At 46.0% G+C, this 16,826-nt stretch carries 19 protein-coding genes; 14 read left to right on the forward strand and 5 right to left on the reverse strand.

Going from position 1 to position 16,826, the window contains the following annotated elements:
* The coding region (locus JHL22_RS04435; protein WP_234041115.1) for a polymer-forming cytoskeletal protein at positions 1-451 on the forward strand (451 nt) is incomplete at its 5' end.
* 29 nt (positions 452-480) lie between these two features.
* Here the strand turns inward: JHL22_RS04435 and JHL22_RS04440 are convergent.
* The 3 genes from JHL22_RS04440 to JHL22_RS04450 form a co-directional block, all read right to left on the reverse strand.
* Positions 481-1,329, reverse strand: coding sequence for an LOG family protein (locus JHL22_RS04440; protein WP_200234347.1), 849 nt, complete (start codon positions 1,327-1,329; stop codon positions 481-483).
* A gap of 88 nt (positions 1,330-1,417) precedes the next feature.
* The gene (locus JHL22_RS04445; protein WP_200234349.1) at positions 1,418-2,818 is read right to left on the reverse strand and encodes an MBL fold metallo-hydrolase RNA specificity domain-containing protein; all 1,401 of its coding nucleotides are present in this window, start codon (positions 2,816-2,818) and stop codon (positions 1,418-1,420) included.
* A gap of 52 nt (positions 2,819-2,870) precedes the next feature.
* On the reverse strand, positions 2,871-3,932 hold the full coding sequence (locus tag JHL22_RS04450; RefSeq protein WP_200234353.1) for a DNA-binding protein: 1,062 nt from the start codon (positions 3,930-3,932) through the stop codon (positions 2,871-2,873).
* 150 nt (positions 3,933-4,082) lie between these two features.
* Between JHL22_RS04450 and JHL22_RS04455 the strand changes: the two genes are divergently transcribed.
* The 3 genes from JHL22_RS04455 (at position 4,083) to JHL22_RS04465 (ending at position 5,891) form a co-directional block, all read left to right on the forward strand.
* Positions 4,083-5,168, forward strand: coding sequence for a site-specific integrase (locus tag JHL22_RS04455; RefSeq protein WP_200234355.1), 1,086 nt, complete (start codon positions 4,083-4,085; stop codon positions 5,166-5,168).
* 116 nt (positions 5,169-5,284) lie between these two features.
* The gene (locus tag JHL22_RS04460; RefSeq protein WP_200234357.1) at positions 5,285-5,614 is read left to right on the forward strand and encodes an ArsR/SmtB family transcription factor; all 330 of its coding nucleotides are present in this window, start codon (positions 5,285-5,287) and stop codon (positions 5,612-5,614) included.
* 82 nt (positions 5,615-5,696) lie between these two features.
* The gene (locus tag JHL22_RS04465; RefSeq protein ID WP_200234363.1) at positions 5,697-5,891 is read left to right on the forward strand and encodes a YgaP family membrane protein; all 195 of its coding nucleotides are present in this window, start codon (positions 5,697-5,699) and stop codon (positions 5,889-5,891) included.
* A gap of 13 nt (positions 5,892-5,904) precedes the next feature.
* Here the strand turns inward: JHL22_RS04465 and JHL22_RS04470 are convergent, their stop codons facing one another.
* Positions 5,905-6,537, reverse strand: coding sequence for a M23 family metallopeptidase (locus JHL22_RS04470; protein ID WP_200234364.1), 633 nt, complete (start codon positions 6,535-6,537; stop codon positions 5,905-5,907).
* Positions 6,538-6,672: 135 nt separating this feature from the next.
* Between JHL22_RS04470 and JHL22_RS04475 the strand changes: the two genes are divergently transcribed.
* From JHL22_RS04475 to JHL22_RS04485, 3 genes are read left to right on the forward strand one after another with little or no spacing between them, the layout of a single operon-like run.
* The gene (locus tag JHL22_RS04475; RefSeq protein ID WP_329610635.1) at positions 6,673-7,086 is read left to right on the forward strand and encodes a hypothetical protein; all 414 of its coding nucleotides are present in this window, start codon (positions 6,673-6,675) and stop codon (positions 7,084-7,086) included.
* Positions 7,083-7,415: a hypothetical protein gene (locus tag JHL22_RS04480; RefSeq protein ID WP_200234365.1), complete on the forward strand. Its 333-nt coding sequence runs from the start codon at positions 7,083-7,085 to the stop codon at positions 7,413-7,415. Before JHL22_RS04475 ends, JHL22_RS04480 begins: the two co-directional genes overlap by 4 nt.
* Before the next feature lie 34 nt (positions 7,416-7,449).
* A complete protein-coding gene (locus JHL22_RS04485) occupies positions 7,450-8,454 on the forward strand; it encodes a Bug family tripartite tricarboxylate transporter substrate binding protein (protein ID WP_234041116.1) in 1,005 nt (334 codons plus the stop codon).
* Here JHL22_RS04485 and JHL22_RS04490 read toward each other — a convergent pair.
* Entirely contained in the window at positions 8,440-9,231 is a 792-nt protein-coding gene (locus JHL22_RS04490) for an SDR family oxidoreductase (RefSeq protein ID WP_200234366.1), read from the reverse strand. The genes JHL22_RS04485 and JHL22_RS04490 overlap by 15 nt on opposite strands.
* A 73-nt stretch (positions 9,232-9,304) precedes the next feature.
* Between JHL22_RS04490 and JHL22_RS04495 the strand changes: the two genes are divergently transcribed.
* The 7 genes from JHL22_RS04495 to mnhG all read left to right on the forward strand — a co-directional run bounded on the left by JHL22_RS04495 (position 9,305) and on the right by mnhG (position 16,810).
* Positions 9,305-10,621, forward strand: coding sequence for an anti-sigma factor domain-containing protein (locus JHL22_RS04495; protein WP_200234367.1), 1,317 nt, complete (start codon positions 9,305-9,307; stop codon positions 10,619-10,621).
* Positions 10,622-10,826: 205 nt separating this feature from the next.
* Positions 10,827-13,754 (forward strand): monovalent cation/H+ antiporter subunit A, encoded by a 2,928-nt coding sequence (locus JHL22_RS04500; RefSeq protein WP_200234368.1) that lies wholly within the window; start codon positions 10,827-10,829, stop codon positions 13,752-13,754.
* Positions 13,755-14,099 (forward strand): Na+/H+ antiporter subunit C, encoded by a 345-nt coding sequence (locus tag JHL22_RS04505; RefSeq protein ID WP_200234370.1) that lies wholly within the window; start codon positions 13,755-13,757, stop codon positions 14,097-14,099. It abuts the gene before it with no gap.
* On the forward strand, positions 14,096-15,733 hold the full coding sequence (locus tag JHL22_RS04510; protein ID WP_200234372.1) for a monovalent cation/H+ antiporter subunit D: 1,638 nt from the start codon (positions 14,096-14,098) through the stop codon (positions 15,731-15,733). Before JHL22_RS04505 ends, JHL22_RS04510 begins: the two co-directional genes overlap by 4 nt.
* Positions 15,733-16,221 carry a Na+/H+ antiporter subunit E gene (locus JHL22_RS04515; RefSeq protein WP_200234374.1) on the forward strand — a complete coding sequence of 163 codons (489 nt, stop codon included), beginning with the start codon at positions 15,733-15,735 and terminating at the stop codon, positions 16,219-16,221. The genes JHL22_RS04510 and JHL22_RS04515 overlap by 1 nt, the downstream gene beginning before the upstream one ends.
* A complete protein-coding gene (locus tag JHL22_RS04520; RefSeq protein ID WP_200234376.1) occupies positions 16,218-16,499 on the forward strand; it encodes a K+/H+ antiporter subunit F in 282 nt (93 codons plus the stop codon). The genes JHL22_RS04515 and JHL22_RS04520 overlap by 4 nt, the downstream gene beginning before the upstream one ends.
* Positions 16,496-16,810: a monovalent cation/H(+) antiporter subunit G gene (gene mnhG / locus JHL22_RS04525; protein ID WP_200234378.1), complete on the forward strand. Its 315-nt coding sequence runs from the start codon at positions 16,496-16,498 to the stop codon at positions 16,808-16,810. The genes JHL22_RS04520 and mnhG overlap by 4 nt, the downstream gene beginning before the upstream one ends.
* The last annotated feature ends 16 nt before the right edge of the window (positions 16,811-16,826 follow it).

Genomic DNA, 16,826 nt, shown 5'->3' on the forward strand with positions numbered 1-16,826 from the left:
TGAAATGACGGCGAGAAAGACGCCGGTACGCGTCTGTAGAAGTGTGAGTGCTGTTCATAAGTTCCAACCTAAAAATAGATTGGAACCTATTGTCGTTTTTCTACGAGGAAATTCAAGACGGCACTGGGCGGAGCATTACGCCAATATTAAGGTGCCCAGTGGTGCTAATTGCAATCTGAATGGGACACGGGTTGATGGCAACATCGAGGTCTTTCAAAATGCCACTCTCGTACTTAAAAACGCCAAGGTTGATGGTAACGTGATTTCAAAACAAGCCAGCCAGATTCAAATTAGTGATAGCCGCATCGATGGCAATATCGAAGCCAAAACCTATACGCCCTCATTTTCCGTAAAAAATACAACCGTTGATGGCAATATTGTTTGTGACCAGGGCAGTCGCCTGCAAGGCGGCAATAACCGGATTGATGGCGATATAGAATGCCCGCGTTGATCTAGAACCGTTTAGGTATAACCTTTGTATTACATATGCTCAGCGTGAAAACGCTGCAGCATGGTGAACGCTTCATCAATAGAATCAACCATCTTGAACAACTCCAGGTCGTGCTCATTAATCATGCCCTCTTCTACCAGGAATTCAAAATCAATGGCGCGCTGCCAGAATTCTGAACCAAAAAGTATGATAGGAATGGGATCCATTTTTTTGGTCTGTACTAACGTTAGCACTTCAAACAGCTCATCCATGGTTCCGTAGCCGCCTGGGAAAACAACCAGTGCTTTTGCCCTGACCAGAAAATGCATTTTCCTGAGCGCAAAATAATGAAAACGGAAAGCAAGTTCAGGCGTAATAAACGGGTTTGGCGTTTGTTCGTACGGCAAGGTGATATTCAAGCCGATTGAACGGGCCTTGCTTTCAAAGGCCCCACGGTTAGCGGCCTCCATAATGCCGGGGCCGCCACCGGTTGTAATAACATAATCACAATTACCCTGATACTGGTAGTGTTCGGAAATCATCTTGGCAAAACGGATGGCCTGCTCGTAATAGTATGAGTTGCGCAAATTACGTTCTGCCTTTTTATGGGCTTTGATCATGACTTCATCTTGCGGTGAGGCATCCAGCATTTTCTGGATTTGTTCCATTTTACTTTTGGCTTCTTCCGGTGAGCTGATGCGTGCGCTTCCAAAAATTACAACGGTAGAGCGTATGCAATTATCGTTCAAAACTTTATCTGTTTTAAGGTATTCAAGCGTCAGACGTTGTGCGCGCAGTTCATCACTGGCAAGAAAATCAGTGTCTTCCTGCGCAAGTCGGTAAGTAGCGCCTTCTTTTATACTTTTTTGAAGCGCCTTGCGTTGTTCATAATCAATCATTGTTTTTTTACTGTTATATATAAAAATATTATCTGAATGTGGCTATATGCCTGGTGTGCAAGCCCTGCCCTATGCTGTGATTATAGTCTTAATTAAATGAAACGATTTCCTGCCTTTTGGGAATATGCACATTCCAATTAAGTTCATTTTGCAGCCTGCTGGCCAGGGCTTGGGCTGGATTGTCCTCGCCATGAACCAGGTACGTGTATTGTGGTGGTTTTTTAAAACCTTTGGCCCAGTTTATCAGGGCTGGCTGGTCTGCGTGGGCGGACAGTCCACCAATGGTATGAATGGACGCCCTTACATTAATTTCTTCACCAAAAATACGCACCCTTTTGACGCCATCCACCAGACGGCGACCTAATGACCCCATGGCCTGAAACCCGGTAATCATGATGGCGCATTCTGGTCTTCCCAGGTTGTGACGCAGATGATGCTTGATACGGCCTGCATCACACATGCCACTTGCTGAAATAATAATGGCGCCTGAACGGATTTTATTCAGCATTTGCGACTCTTCAGCGCTTGCGGTGAAATACAGGTTGGGCAGTTCGGTGCCGATTTTCTTCCAGGTCAGCATTTTTTTGGCTTCTTCGTCAAACAGTTCCATGTGTTGCATGGTGATGGCGGTTGCCTTGCTAGCCATAGGAGAATCAACAAAAACCTTAAGATCATTCACTTTATCATGCTGGGCTAATTGTAATAACTGATAGATGACTTCCTGGGTGCGCCCTACTGCAAAAGCGGGAATAATAATATTCCCCTTGGGTAAAGTGCGGGTGAAAATATCAACGATTTCCTCTTCCGTTGAGTTGCTCGCACGGTGTGGCCTGTCACCGTAGGTGGATTCCATAATCAGGATATCCGCCTCTTCGATTATGGCAGGGTCACGTAAAATGGGCCTGCTGGGTTGACCAAGGTCACCACTGAACACAATTTTTCGGGTGGTTTCACCCTCGGTGATCCAGATTTCGATAATGGCGGAACCCAGGATATGGCCCGCATCCTGAAAACGACACTTGATACCAGGAGCCAGATCTATCATGTTTTCGTACTCCACTTCTTTGACATGATTAAGTGTTTGCAGTGCATCTGCCATGCTGTAGACAGGCGTTGTTAAGCCATAATGCCGGCCTTGTTTTGAGCGTGGCTTGCGGGCGGCCCGTTCTGCATCAACCTCTTGGATATGGGCGCTGTCGGGCAAAAGAACATCCAGTAAATCGGCGGTTGCCCGGGTGGCGTATATATAGCCCGAATAGCCGGCTTTAATCAATTTTGGCAGCATGCCGCTATGGTCAATATGTGCGTGGGTAAGCAGCACAAAATCCAATTCCTCTGGATTGAAATCAAAAGGTTGTCGATTGCGTATGGGTGCATCACGTCCCCCCTGCACCATACCGCACTCAACCAAAAACTGAATGTTTCCAGTTTGCACCAGAAAACATGAACCGGTTACTTCACCGGCTGCACCCAGGAATTTTATTTTCATATTCGCACCCACTTTTATTTCACGCAACTGTAACAATCATAGTCTTGGGGGGTTACTTATTCAAGCTGCTTTTTTCTGTTTTATCCGTGCTGGTTAAAGAAATGGCATTGAGTTTTTCAAGCAGATGTGACATTTCCTGCTGCAAGGCCTGGTTTTGCTGTTGCCGGGTAAGTGCGTTCGACAGTGTTTCGTTTTCCTTTTTCAATTGCCGGTGATGCTGCTCGCTTTGAGACTTATACTGTTCAAATTGAGCATTTAGCAAGCGCGTTTCATCCTGTGCTGCTTGCAGATTTAAGCGTCCCGTTTCACTGACTTGTGACAGCTCCCGATGTTTTTCATAAACTTCTTCCAACTTGGTTTGCAGTGATTTTTCACGGTCTTTTTGTATCTTGCTGCTTTGCTCCAGTTTTTGCGCAAGCTGTTTTGTTTCCTGGCGGGCACGGTCAATTTCACTTACCGAGCGCAGTTCCAGAGACCTGAATCGGGTTTCAAGCCCTTCCCTTTCTTTGGCATGCTGCCGGTTTATTTTATCCAGGGCTTGTTCTGCCGCTTCTTGCTGGGCCTTGTTTTCTGACAGTAAATCGGCAATTTGAATTTTTAACCGCCCTGCTTCTGTATTCAGGTTTTCAAACTCACGGTTTCTTTGGGCTAACATATTCTTAACATCATGAAGTTGGCTGGTGACATTGGCCAATAATTTTTCCTGTTCCAGCAAGGCGGCTTCATGCAGGCGTTTGTTCTGTTCAAACGTCTGTTTTTCTGAATCCAGCATCTCTCTAATGCGTTCGTTTTCTTCTTGTTGGCTTTTCACCGCTTCATGTGCAATTTTGGTGGCTTGTTCAAGCGCCAGTTCCCATGCGTGCCGAATAGCCTGCTCTACCGGCTCAGGCGTTGCTATCGCGCTTTCCTTGGTAAAGGCCGTGCCGTTAATGCGTTTACCTAATATGGCAAACCAGTTTTCCAGCATGGGGCTAATGGTATTGGGTGAACCCCGCCCTATTTTCAGCCTGATTCGCTCTATGGTGGGGCGTTGCCCTTCTATCAACAATTCATCTGCCGCTTTCCAGACATCTTCCTGTTGAATTCCGCGCCCTGTATTTTTTAATTGCATCATTTTGAATACGCTTTAGAATATAGGTTATGATAAGTATAAATTATCATAACCTATATGGTTTATTTGTAATATACAATACATAATACATAATACATATTATATCTTACAACAATGCAAGATATCCAATCTTTTTAGTTGAAAATGGTGTTTATGCCCACACAAAACCTTAAATTGCTTAATCACTTGCCGCTGCTGAATCCTGCGTCATTGCACGAGACAACTCAACAAGCCATTGCCGAAATCATGTCCGAGGGAGAATCAAAAAATACGCGCAATAGCTACAAAAGTGCCATGAAGTATTGGGCTGTCTGGTACAGGGCGCGCTACAACCAGGCATTTACCCTGCCATTGCCAGTGCCCGTAGTGTTGCAATTTATTGTTGATCACGCCCTGCGCTACACGTCTTCTGGCGAAACCATTGGCTTGCCTGACGAACTGGATTCCTTTCTGGTGGAAAATAAATTCAAGGCTCAAAAAGGTCATTTTTCAATTGCCACCCTTTTGCATCGCCTGGCGGTGTTGTCCAAAGCACATAAAGTGGCGTTTGCCAACCCAAATCCCTGTAAAGACCCCCGTGTGCAAGAGCTGATTAGTAAAACCCAAAAAGCCTATGCGAAAAAAGGCATGCATTCAATAAAGCGCCCTGCGCTTACCAAAGAGCCGCTTGTACAGTTACTGGAAGCCTGTGATCAGTCCCTAAAAGGTCTACGGGATAAGGCTTTAATTTTGTTTGCCTGGGCAAGTGGCGGAAGGCGGCGCTCTGAAATTTCAGATGCTCACTTTGACCGGCTTATTCACCAATCAGAGACGGGTGAGTACCTGTACCTGCTTTTATATTCAAAGACCAATCAAACCGGACAAGTATCTGCCGATGCTTATAAGCCGGTCTCGGGTATGGCGGCACAGGCGCTGGCCGACTGGCTTGAAGCCAGTCAATTGAATAGCGGTTATATCTTTAGACAAATCAATAAAGGTGGGGCAATTGGTGGGAAATTAAGCCCGGTTTCGATTAATAAAATTATTAAATCCCGTTGCGCGCAGGCCGGATTAAGTGAAGAATTTACCGCACACTCGTTGCGCTCTGGTTTTGTGACCGAAGCGGCCAGGCAAAATATCCCCATTGCGGAAACCATGCTAATGACCGGACATCAAAACATTAATACCTTAATAGGGTATTATCGCGAAGGAAATGTTTTGGAAAGCAAGGCAGCCAAGCTGTTAGAAAACGGGGTATGAGCCACGTACACCCCCTGATAGCAAACCATTTGAGAAAAATCAAACAAAACTTGTGAATATTATATTTATTTATATTATATTTATGTATATAATAAATATCATCTTAGATTGAAATTATGAACACGATACCTACTACGGATTTATCCACTGCTATGCGGCAAGGTGCAACTGAAGCCATAAAGCTGCTTAAAGTAATGGTCAATGAAGATCGCTTGCTAATGATCTGCCACTTGTTTGAAGGTGAAAAAACGGTGGGAGAGATTGAGGCATTGCTGGATATTCATCAGCCCAATCTTTCCCAGCATTTAACGGTACTCAGAAAAAACGGGGTGGTTCAAACGCGCAAGGAAGGCAGAAATGTTTATTATTCTCTGGCAGACCCTAAAGCCATTGCTATGCTTGAAATATTGCATCACTTATACTGTAGCGATACCACGTCATCCTAATGTGTATTCAACGTAAAATTTTGTGCTCAACATCAACTCAATCTTGTCAGTTTTTTGTTAATCCATTAAAAAGGGCTTTCTCATGAATAAAAATGTTGGCGGTATCGATAAACTACTCCGTATTATCGTGGGTGTCGTATTAATTGTGCTGGCTATTACCGGAACCATCGGCTGGTGGGGCTATTTAGGCATTATCCCCCTGGCAACAGGCTTGTTTGGTTATTGCCCTCTTTACTCAATCATTGGCTGCAAAACTGGCTGCCCGCTTAAGAAATAACCAGCCAACCCTATTACTTTAATAGGGTTCGGATACGGGCGTTTTTTTGCTTAACACTAATGCCCGGTCCTTTTACCTTTATGATCGCAGGCAGTTGCATCTCTTTTCCGGTTGCCGGGTTCACGGGTTGACCGTGTTTTCTGATTTCATAATGCAGATGCGGCCCTGTCGAGTTTCCGGTTGAGCCTACAAAACCAATCAACTCCCCTTTCTTTACATAAGCGCCATGTGTTAGCGCTGGTGCATAGCGCTCAAGATGGGCATAAAGTGTGCTGTAGGTATCGTCATGCTTAAGCACAACCGTTTTTCCGTATCCACCACGATTTGCCATATAAACCACTTTAGCCGCCTGTACGGCTTTAACCGGTGTACCTGCCGGTGCTGCAAAGTCGGCACCGGTATGCAGTCTCATTTCCTGAAAAACCGGATGCATGCGCCAGCCATAAGCAGATGAAAAGCGTGCGCCTGGTAATGGGTCAACCATGAGGTCCTGTAGTGTTATATTCTTTTCGCAGTGGTCACAACGGCCCATAACAACCACATCACGGTCCAGTTCGGGTATATCACTCAGGTCGATGTCGGTGTTGCTTTGGGCTGATGCCATAAGTGGCAGCCCCAACACGAAAAGCAGCAAATATTTATTCAAGGCTACGGTCCAGACAGGATGGCTCAAGGCACAATAAAACCCCGATAAGTAAAAATGAAGTTTTTAACGCGATCACTCGCTATATAATCGCTGTCATTAACCTTATATTAGTAGACATTTCGGGTAAAACCAACCGTGAAATTGATAAAAACCGTAAAACCGCTTATTGCCCTGCTCTTTGGTACTTTAGTGCTATCAGGATGCAACGCAGAATCTTATCCACCAGAAGTCAAGACTGACCTGGTTTCCCTGTGCATGGAAGGCATTTTGTCGGGCCAAACCAATGTAATTGACAAAGACGGAAAAAAGCCCAGTGCGGCTGATTTCCTGAAATTATGTGAATTCAGATACGGGGAATTTATTAAAGAAGTACCGCTGGCTGACTATTTGGCCCAACAAACCCATCTTTATGAAAGTTTTCAGCGAGCCTACCGCCAGAAGTACGTACTTGAAGATGTTTACAATAGTCTTTCTCCCAAAGACAAAGAAACCTTTGCGATTACCTCCAAAGTCATGCTTGGGTTGGAAACCGAAGAGGTGGAACAATGAGAACCTTAACACACCATTTTGCAGGCGCCCTTCTTGGCTTTTTTATGATGGTTACCACCAGTCATGCACAGGAACAAGCCTACCCCCAGTATGAAAAAGAAAAAGCCATTGTTTTTTGCATGACGCGTGAGTATGTGCTGTTGTATCAGGAGGAACCTGCTGAAGTGGACCTGTTCCCAGTGTGCGAATCACGCTTTGCCACACTGGAGACCCGTATTCCCTATGATAACTACAAGGCGGTACGTGATAAAGGCTACATGCTTTACAAGGACAAGCAAAGTGCTGAATTACTGGAAAAATATTACAGTATTCTGATGGGAAACCAATAAACGTACACACCAATCGTTACCAAGGAGATTTACATTGTCAAAGACCGGTTTTGTTCCGTTGATTAAAAAAAGCCTGCACCTGCTTGCGCTGGCAACCATTGCATTATCCAGTTCTTCTGCTGTTATGGCCAATACAGCTAACTGGCCCGAGCATGAACTAAAGCTTATTGTTCCTTTTGGTGCAGGATCAACACCAGACCAGATTGCAAGGATTGTGGCAGAACAGGCCTCAAATACACTAGGTCAGGTAATTGTCATTGACAATAAGCCCGGGGCCGGTGGCAATATTGGTACAGCTGCCGTCGCCCATGCCAAACCCGATGGATACACCTTCGGGATCTCCATTACCGGGCCTTTGGTTAATAATCCGTTTATTTATAATAACTTAAGCTACAACCCCGAGAAAGACCTTTCCCCGCTTACCATGGCGGTCACGCAACCTAATATCATTGCGGTAAGAAGCGACTCGGGCATTACAACCTTACAAGAACTTATTGATAAAATAAAAGAAAATCCCGATAAATTCAATTATGCAACGCCAGGAACTGGCACGGGTTCTCATTTATCCATGGCGCTTATGCTGCAGGCCATTAATGGCGTCGCAACGGCTGTTCCTTATGCGTCTTCTCCCAATGCCATGAATTCGTTGCTGGCCGGCGATACCCAGTTTACTGCCCTGGCACCGATTGCAGTTTTGCCTTTGGTTAACGACGGCCGACTAACAGCTCTGGCCCAAACAACTGCTGAGCGGGTAAGTGCCCTGCCCGATATCCCTACCGTTTCCGAAGCGGGCGTACCAGGCATTGAGGGATCGGCATGGTCCGGTTTTGTTATTTCGTCCAAAGTGGATAAAGCTATTCAGGAAAAGCTGGCCAATGCCCTGGTTCAGGCACTTAATGACCCGCAGGTAAAAGAGAAACTGCAAACCCAGTATATGGACCCCATTCCGGGCACACCCGAGCAATTCAGCCAATACATGCAGCAGGAAAAAGCACGTTGGCAACCGCTGATTGAAAAGCTGGAATTAAAAATTAACTGACATGCCGCCATCAATGGTAATAACCTGGCCATTGATGTAAGCGGCAAGCCCCGAAGCCAGAAAAACCGCTGCACCGGCAATTTCTTCTGGCCTACCCCAGCGTTGCATGGGAACCCGGGTCACAAAAGCCGGTCCTTTTTCCTTGTCTTCGGCTAGCGTTTTATTGGTTTCGGTGGCAAAGGGACCGGGGGCAATGGCATTACTGGTAATGCCATGCAGGGCATATTCCACCGCCAAGGCCCTCATCATACCGGTTAATCCCATTTTGCTTATCGGATACACCGCATCGCCATAACGAGCCAACTCACCGGCAATAGAGGTCATGGAAATAATCCGGCCAAAACCGTTATTGACCATAAGTTCAGCGGCTTTTTTAGAGGTATACACAGCAGCGGTAAGGTTGGCCTGGATCAGAGCCTGGATATCGTGTAATGTACTCTCAGCCAGCGACTTGCGAATTCGCATTCCCATATTGTTGACCAGGATATCGCAGCGGCCGTAATCCTGTTTTATTTTTTCAAATGCCGCGTCTATTTGCGCAAAATCTGAGGTGTCGGCGCAAATGCCTCGTGCGATTATACCTTCATCGCCAAGATTTTTGATGCATTGGGACACGCTTTCCCGCGTCCTGCCATTGATAATCACGGTTGCGCCACTTTGTGCCATGGCTTTGGCAATTTCAAACCCCAGGCCTCTTGTTGAACCAGTCAGGAACGCAACCTTGTTATCCAGATTGAATTGTTTGAGGTAGGAATGGGTGTCAGTATTGAAAGACATACAATAAAATTGATTTTAAGGTTAAACTCGAAAAATATGATGGTAATGAAAATATAAAAACTGGGAAAAGAAAATGTTTAACAAGTCTACTTCTTTTCAATATGAAAAGACGCTAAAAGCCTGCGGAAAAGGACAAAAAAGCGCTATACAGAATTTATATAAACACGATGCCCCTCAGATGCTGGCTCTGGCATTTCGCATTTTAGGCAACCTGAGCTATGCGGAACAGGCGGTTCAGCGCGCTTTTGTTACTATCTGGAAAAATGCCCACACCTATAACGAAGAAGTAGGTCCTGCAAAAGGATGGATTTACAGCATTCTTCGCTACCATATTGGCGCCTTGTACAAACAAAATTATGACAGTATTCAGGCAGCCTTGCAAAGCAGGGATTCGGTGCTTGTAGAAACGCTTAGTCATTTGCAGGCCGAAATAAACACCGAGCATGCTGCACACACTGGCTTTCATGCTTTTTTAGAAGAATTGCCTCTTGAGCCTCAAAGCTGTCTGATCAATATGTATTTCAGTTCTGGCGAACAGGCCACAACGGCTACCTTGCTGAATATGCCACTGGGGCGTTTCAAGGAAAATATTTTATTGGGATTGCGTCATTTATCCAAAAAACTGAATAATTTTCCTTATCACGCCGATAATGAAAAAATTGGTGAATACGTACTAGGAGGATTGACGGGCGAAGAAGAACGCCATGTTCTGCAGCTTTTTAACCAAGACAGTACCGCAGCCAGCATTGCCCTGATATGGGAAGATCATTTCACCCATTATCTGGATCAATTGCCCGAGCAGCCTTTACATCCGCGCTTATGGAGCAGTATTAAACATAACTTGCAAAATACCGAAGAAGCCAGTGGCATTCTGGATATCATCCATGAGCATGAAACACCCGGGCTGTCCGGATTATTGGCAAGAGTACGGGAAACAGGGAAAATCGTTAGTAATAACTTAAGGTTATGGAAAATAACAAGCCTGATACTGGCAATTTGTTTGCTATTGATAGTCAGCATTTTTCCATCATCTTCGAATATGGCTAAAATGATTGCCGTCCTGTCATCGCCCAGTCAAAACAGTCAGGCCGCCTGGATAGTTAACGTTAATCAGGACGGTGCTGCCCGGTTCAAGCCATTGGTTCAGCAAAATATTGATGAAAATCTTGCAATGGAAGTCTGGGTACAACCAGAGATACCAAGCAATGATTACCGTTCATTGGGAACCCTTAAATCAACCCGCGCTTTCACAATTGAACCTGAAAACCTGGGCAAGGTGAATCCCGGGCAACTTTTTCAGATCAGCCTGGAGCCGATTGGCGGATCCACTTCTGGTAAACCAACGGGGTCCGTTTTATATCAGGGCAGATTAATTGATTTAAGCAATTAAACAATTGCTATAAAACAGAAATAGTCATGAAACTGCAATAATCATCATTAAATAACGTGAAAACCGCTATAAATAACTGCAACCATGTCGGATAATTGATTTATGCAAAAAATATTTTGCATCATATGCAAATCTGAGACAAGTAATATATAAAAATATCGTATTATCAAGGCTGTAACAATTCTATTTTTGATCTCCCTGTCAAATGCCCCTTGTTTTAATTGTCGTACTCCCTTTCCTTGGCAGTATATTAGCTGCCATTTTGCCTCATAACGCCAGAAATCAGGAATCCTGGTTGGCAGGCATTATTGCGCTTGTCTGTGCTGGCCTGGTTCTTTATACAGCACCTGCGGTCTTTAGCGGAGAAGTTCTGGTCCAGAATATAAGCTGGCTACCGTCAATGGGTGTCAACATGACATTCAGAATGGATGGCTTTGCCTGGTTGTTTGCACTTCTGGTGACCGTTATGGGGGCATTGGTTGTTTTATATGCCCGGTACTATATGGATCCCGCCGATCCAGTTCCCCGGTTTTTTTCATTTTTCCTGGCATTCATGGGCTCTATGCTGGGGGTCGTTCTATCTGGCAACGTTATTCAACTGGTTATTTTTTGGGAGCTAACCAGTCTTTCATCATTCATGCTAATCGCCTACTGGCATCACCGGCAAGATGCGCGTCGTGGTGCACGCATGGCACTTACCGTTACTGCCGCTGGCGGGTTTTGTTTGCTGGCCGGAATGTTAATGATCGGCCATATTGTAGGCAGTTATGAACTCGGGGAAATCCTGGCTTCGGGTAACCTGATCCGCAATCATCCTTGGTATATTCCCATCCTGGTACTGGTATCCTTGGGTGCGCTTACCAAAAGTGCCCAGTTTCCCTTCCACTTCTGGCTACCTAACGCCATGGCTGCGCCAACGCCAGTATCTGCCTACCTGCACTCTGCCACCATGGTCAAGGCAGGCGTTTTTATCCTGGCCCGTTTCTGGCCTGTTCTCGCCAGTACCGACCAATGGTTCTGGATCATCGGTGGTGCCGGCATGTCTTCATTGCTTATTGGTGCTTTTGCCGCCACTTTCCAGCAAGACATGAAAGGTGTTCTAGCCTACTCCACCATTAGCCATCTGGGTCTTATCACCCTGCTTCTGGGCATGAATAGCGATCTGGCGCTTATTGCCGCCATTTTCCACATGATCAACCACGCCATCTTCAAGGCATCCCTGTTCATGGCCACCGGCATTGTCGATCATGAAACCGGAACCCGCGACATGGGTATATTGTCAGGGTTGCGTAAGCTCATGCCTATTACGGCCACCTTGGCCATTGTGGCCGCTGCTGCAATGGCGGGCGTACCGTTGCTTAACGGCTTCCTGTCCAAAGAGATGTTCTTTTCCGAAACGCTGTTCGTGAACCAGACATCCTATTCAAGTTACCTGCTGCCAACCCTGGCGGTGGTAGCCAGCTCATTTAGCGTTGCTTATTCCCTGCGCTTCATTACCCAGGTTTTTTTTGGCAAACCTGCCACCGATTTACCCCGCAAGCCTCATGACCCACCCCGCTGGATGCTGTTCCCCAGTGCTGTGCTGGTCCTGCTTTGCATACTTATCGGCATTTTCCCCGAACAGATTATCGGTTCTATACTCCAGCTCGCCGCCACGGCTATTTTAGGCAATCATATTCCCACCTATAGTCTGGCAATCTGGCATGGCTTTAACCTTCCGCTCATCATGAGCATCCTGGCCTTGGTTGGGGGTATTGCACTGCTGTATGTATTCAAACCCCTGTTTCAGTCGTACCCTGGGCAAACACCGGTTTTATATCATTTTGATGGCAGAAAAACCTTTGATGCCGTTATGAATGGGATAGATAGCATTTCTTATGTATTACTTGAATGGTTTTCAAGCAAACGCCTGCAACCACAAGTGCTTTGGATTATCGTCATTACCCTGGTAGTGGGCATGCTGCCCTTGCTTGGGGGTGATTGGCTGCAGGTCAAGCAACCTTCTTCCTTTGACCCTGTATTTGCTATTCTCTGGATTGTAGGTGGGGCCTGCGCCATAGGCGCCGCTTATCTGGCCAAGTACAACCGTTTCCGGGCTCTGGCACTTTCCGGTGGGGCTGGTCTTATTACTTGTGTAACTTTTGCCTGGTTGTCAGCCCCCGATCTGGCGCTTACACAACTGGTGGTTGAAACCGTTACGGTTGTTCTTATTTTGCTGGGCTTGCGCTGGCTGCCCCGTCGTGTCATTGAAGAGTCCCAAATAACCCCGTTACAGGCATTTATACGTCGGTTCCGTGATTTGGCCATTGCAATTTGTGGCGGGCTGGGTCTTTCAGCACTTGTGTACATCATGCTTACCCGTGACAAACCTGAAGGTCTGTCTTCTTTCTTCCTTGAAAAAGCACTGCCTGAAGGGGGGGGGAATAACGTTGTAAACGTTATTCTGGTTGATTTCCGTGGTTTTGATACTTACGGTGAAATTAGTGTTCTGGGTATTGTGGCCATTACTGTTTATGCCTTATTGAGAAGGTTCCGTCCACCACAAGAAAGTATTCATGCCCTGGAAAACCGTCATGAAATTCAAACCATTGACGCCAATGGCCTTACTGATAAGCATAGTTTACCGAAAGGCATTTTGTTAACCCCCAATGTGCTGGGCAGATTAATGCTGCCGGTTATCACGCTTATTTCCCTGTATTTCCTGTTGCGTGGCCATAACCTGCCAGGAGGCGGTTTTGTGGGTGGATTGATATTCGCCACAGGGATAATCCTTCAATATATGCTTAGTGGTATTCACTGGGTTGAAACCCGCTCAAGGGTCAGGCCCCTGTACTGGATTTCAATTGGTATGTTAATTGCAGGCAGCTCATCCATGATTGCGTGGTGGGTAGACCAGCCTTTCCTTTCTGCCATTAGCTGGGATATTTATTTACCCGTCATTGGCAAGTTACATCTTTCCAGTGTGATCTTTTTCGATATTGGTGTTTATGCACTGGTTGTGGGCGCAACAACGTTAATGTTGGTTGCCCTTGCCCACCAGTCCCTGCGTTTTTATCGTAAAGCGCCATCTGCCGAGGCTGAAACCAATGCGGGAACGAGTACTCAATTAAACTTTTCAGATCGAGTCAATTAAATGGAAATTATATATTCATTAGCCATTGGGGTACTGGCCGGATCGGGTATATGGCTCTTGCTTAGGCCCCGAACCTTTCAGGTTATCATGGGACTTACCTTGGTTTCCTACGCCGTCAACCTGTTTATATTTGGCATGGGTCGGCTGTCTGTTGGTTCTCCCCCAATTATTGAGGCAGGCACAGTTGTTGATGTTTCCAATTACGCCGATCCCGTTCCTCAGGCTCTGGTACTAACCGCTATTGTAATTGGCTTTGCCACCACCGCTTTATATCTGGTGGTATTGCTGGCCTTGCGAGGATTGTCCAATACCGATCACGTAGATGGTACGGAGTACAATTCATGATGGGGTTGTTGGATCATTTACCCATTTTGCCTGTTGCTGTACCCATGATGGCAGGTGCCCTCATGCTACTTCTTAAGGACTCCCGCCGTAAATCGCTTACCGGGCTGGCTTTTCTGTCTGTATTTATCCAGTTTTCGGTTGCTGTGACATTGCTTTTCATGACGGCAGGCAGTATTCCCAATGACTGGAACAACCATATTGGTGTGTACTTACTGGGTAACTGGGTAGCACCATTTGGCATTGTGTTTGTGGTAGATAAGCTTTCTGCCGTTATGCTGGTACTTACCATTGTGCTGGGTATATCTGCTCTTATCTACTCTACGGCTTTCTGGGACCGGGTTGGCATTCATTTTCACCCCCTTTTCCAGTTCATCTTAATGGGACTTAACGGTGCGTTTTTAACCGGTGATTTGTTCAATCTGTTTGTATTCTTCGAGATCTTCCTGGCGGCTTCATATGGTTTGCTGCTACATGGTTCCGGGTCCAGACGGGTATCCTCAGGCTTACATTACATTACCGTCAATCTGATAGGCGCATTTTTACTGCTTATTAGCATTTCACTTATTTACGGGGTTACCGGTACGCTGAACATGGCTGATCTTGGTACCAAGGCTGGCATGCTCGACGCTGAAAACCGCAAATTATTTGAGACTGCCTGCGCCATTCTGGGTATTGCCTTTTTAGTCAAGGCTGCCGCCTGGCCACTTAATTTTTGGTTGCCCAATGCCTATGCGGCTGCTTGCGCACCTGTTGCTGCCCTGTTTGCCATCATGACCAAGGTGGGTATTTATGCCCTGGTCAGAATGGGATCCCTGCTTTTACCTACAGGTGCGCCCGCTGCCTTTGGTGGCGAATGGATGTACGCCATTGGCCTTGGCACGCTTTTATTTGGCACGCTTGGCATTTTGGCAGAAAAAAACACAGGAAGACTGGTTGGCTATAGCATTATTATGTCCTCTGGAACACTGCTCACGGCACTGGGTATGCCTGGTGTTACGCTAACTGGTCCCTCTCTTTTTTACCTTATCAGTTCGGTACTTACCACGGGTGCATTTTTCATGCTGGTGGAATTAATAAAACGTACTGAATCATTTGGTTCAAATGTGCTTTCCGTTAGTTTTGAGGCTTTTGGCCTTGATGAAGATAAAACATCCGATTACTCCGGTGATGTGGTTGGCGTGGCCATTCCGGCTGCCCAGGCTTTTCTGGGCCTGTCCTTTTTTACCTGCGCCATCCTGATTGCCTGCATGCCCCCATTTTCGGGTTTTGTTGCAAAATTTGCTTTGCTGTCATCTGCCCTTGAGCTAACCGATAACAATTTAACCGGGCCTTCTATGAGTGCCTGGCTGCTGGTAATAGCCATGCTGGCTTCAGGCCTTGCAACTGTGATTGCACTGGGGCGGTCAGGTGTGCGGCTATTTTGGAATTCAGATACGTTGCAAACACCTAAACTCAGTATTCGTGAGGCTGTGCCGGTCAGTGTTTTATTACTAAGCTGTATAGCCCTTTCAATTTTTGCCGGCCCCGTGATGGATTTCCTGGCCGATACGGCAAGTTCACTTGATGATCCCTATCAGTATATTAATGCGGTTATTACGCAAGCATCCAACAAACCGATTCCAGGGGGACAATAATGAAAAAATTATTTTTCTGGTTCCCCATGACTGCGTTCCTTTTGCTTATCTGGATGCTGCTGGCCAACGCCATTAGTATCGGACAGTTTACTCTTGGTTCAATACTGTCATTAGCGCTGGTTTTTGCATCGCAGCGCCTGCGTCCTTTGCACGGGCACCCCAAAAAAACCTTAACCATCTTAAAATTGATATTCATGGTAATTGTTGATATTGCCTATTCCAACTGGGTGGTGGGAATACTGATCCTGAAAGGAAAAAAAGCCCATCGCACACCAGGCTTTATCAATATCCCCCTGGACTTGCGGGATCCTCATGGTTTGGCCATGTTATCGTGCATTATTACTTATACGCCCGGTACAGTATGGTCTGGCCTGACCGAAGATGATTATATCCTGCGTCTTCACGTACTTAACCTGAAAGAAGAGTCTGAATGGCTCTATACCATCAAGAATCGTTACGAAGCAAATTTGATGGAGATATTTGAATGAACCTTATCCTGACCTGGGCATGTTATTTTGCCCTTTGCTGCTTTTCCCTGGCCACATTATGTGCTTTTATCAGACTGCTCAAAGGTGCAACCCCTCAAGACCGGGTGTTGGGGCTTGACACCATGTACATTAATTGCATGTTGTTAATTCTGGTGCTGGGCATGCTTTACAGAACTTCATGGTATTTTGATATTGCCTTGTTAATCAGTCTGTTGGGCTTTGTATCCTCATCAGCACTATCAAAATTTCTGCTCCGTGGCGAGGTGATCGAACCATGAATGACATTTCAGCCTGGATCGCGATTCCTGCTGCGATTTTCCTGGTGGCCGGTGGCCTGATTACGCTAATCGGATCAATCGGGCTACTACGGTTTGAAGACTTCAAAAGCCGTATTCATGCGCCAACATTGGGTAACACTTTTGGTGCCATGTTTACCTTATTGGCATCTATACTGGTGTCCTTTCATCTGGCGGACCGGGTTTTTTTTCATGAAATACTTATTATCGTGTTTTTATTTCTTACCTCACCAGTTACTGCGATGCTGTTAATGCGTTCTTATATTCTACGTCTGGAACGTATCGATAAATAACTCTTATACTCAAACG

This window comes from Advenella mandrilli, from assembly GCF_016595155.1.
Classification (GTDB): Bacteria; Pseudomonadota; Gammaproteobacteria; order Burkholderiales; family Burkholderiaceae_B; genus Advenella; species Advenella mandrilli.

Coding starts and splice junctions, on each gene's coding strand:
- JHL22_RS04445 (WP_200234349.1), bottom strand. CDS start 2,818: ATGAAAATAAAATTCCTGGGTGCAGCCGGTGAAGTAACCGGTTCATGT.
- JHL22_RS04520 (WP_200234376.1), top strand. CDS start 16,218: ATGAACCTTATCCTGACCTGGGCATGTTATTTTGCCCTTTGCTGCTTT.
- JHL22_RS04440 (WP_200234347.1), bottom strand. CDS start 1,329: ATGATTGATTATGAACAACGCAAGGCGCTTCAAAAAAGTATAAAAGAA.
- JHL22_RS04480 (WP_200234365.1), top strand. CDS start 7,083: ATGAGAACCTTAACACACCATTTTGCAGGCGCCCTTCTTGGCTTTTTT.
- JHL22_RS04495 (WP_200234367.1), top strand. CDS start 9,305: ATGTTTAACAAGTCTACTTCTTTTCAATATGAAAAGACGCTAAAAGCC.
- JHL22_RS04505 (WP_200234370.1), top strand. CDS start 13,755: ATGGAAATTATATATTCATTAGCCATTGGGGTACTGGCCGGATCGGGT.
- JHL22_RS04510 (WP_200234372.1), top strand. CDS start 14,096: ATGATGGGGTTGTTGGATCATTTACCCATTTTGCCTGTTGCTGTACCC.
- JHL22_RS04515 (WP_200234374.1), top strand. CDS start 15,733: ATGAAAAAATTATTTTTCTGGTTCCCCATGACTGCGTTCCTTTTGCTT.
- JHL22_RS04450 (WP_200234353.1), bottom strand. CDS start 3,932: ATGATGCAATTAAAAAATACAGGGCGCGGAATTCAACAGGAAGATGTC.
- mnhG (WP_200234378.1), top strand. CDS start 16,496: ATGAATGACATTTCAGCCTGGATCGCGATTCCTGCTGCGATTTTCCTG.
- JHL22_RS04490 (WP_200234366.1), bottom strand. CDS start 9,231: ATGTCTTTCAATACTGACACCCATTCCTACCTCAAACAATTCAATCTG.
- JHL22_RS04465 (WP_200234363.1), top strand. CDS start 5,697: ATGAATAAAAATGTTGGCGGTATCGATAAACTACTCCGTATTATCGTG.
- JHL22_RS04460 (WP_200234357.1), top strand. CDS start 5,285: ATGAACACGATACCTACTACGGATTTATCCACTGCTATGCGGCAAGGT.
- JHL22_RS04455 (WP_200234355.1), top strand. CDS start 4,083: ATGCCCACACAAAACCTTAAATTGCTTAATCACTTGCCGCTGCTGAAT.
- JHL22_RS04500 (WP_200234368.1), top strand. CDS start 10,827: ATGCCCCTTGTTTTAATTGTCGTACTCCCTTTCCTTGGCAGTATATTA.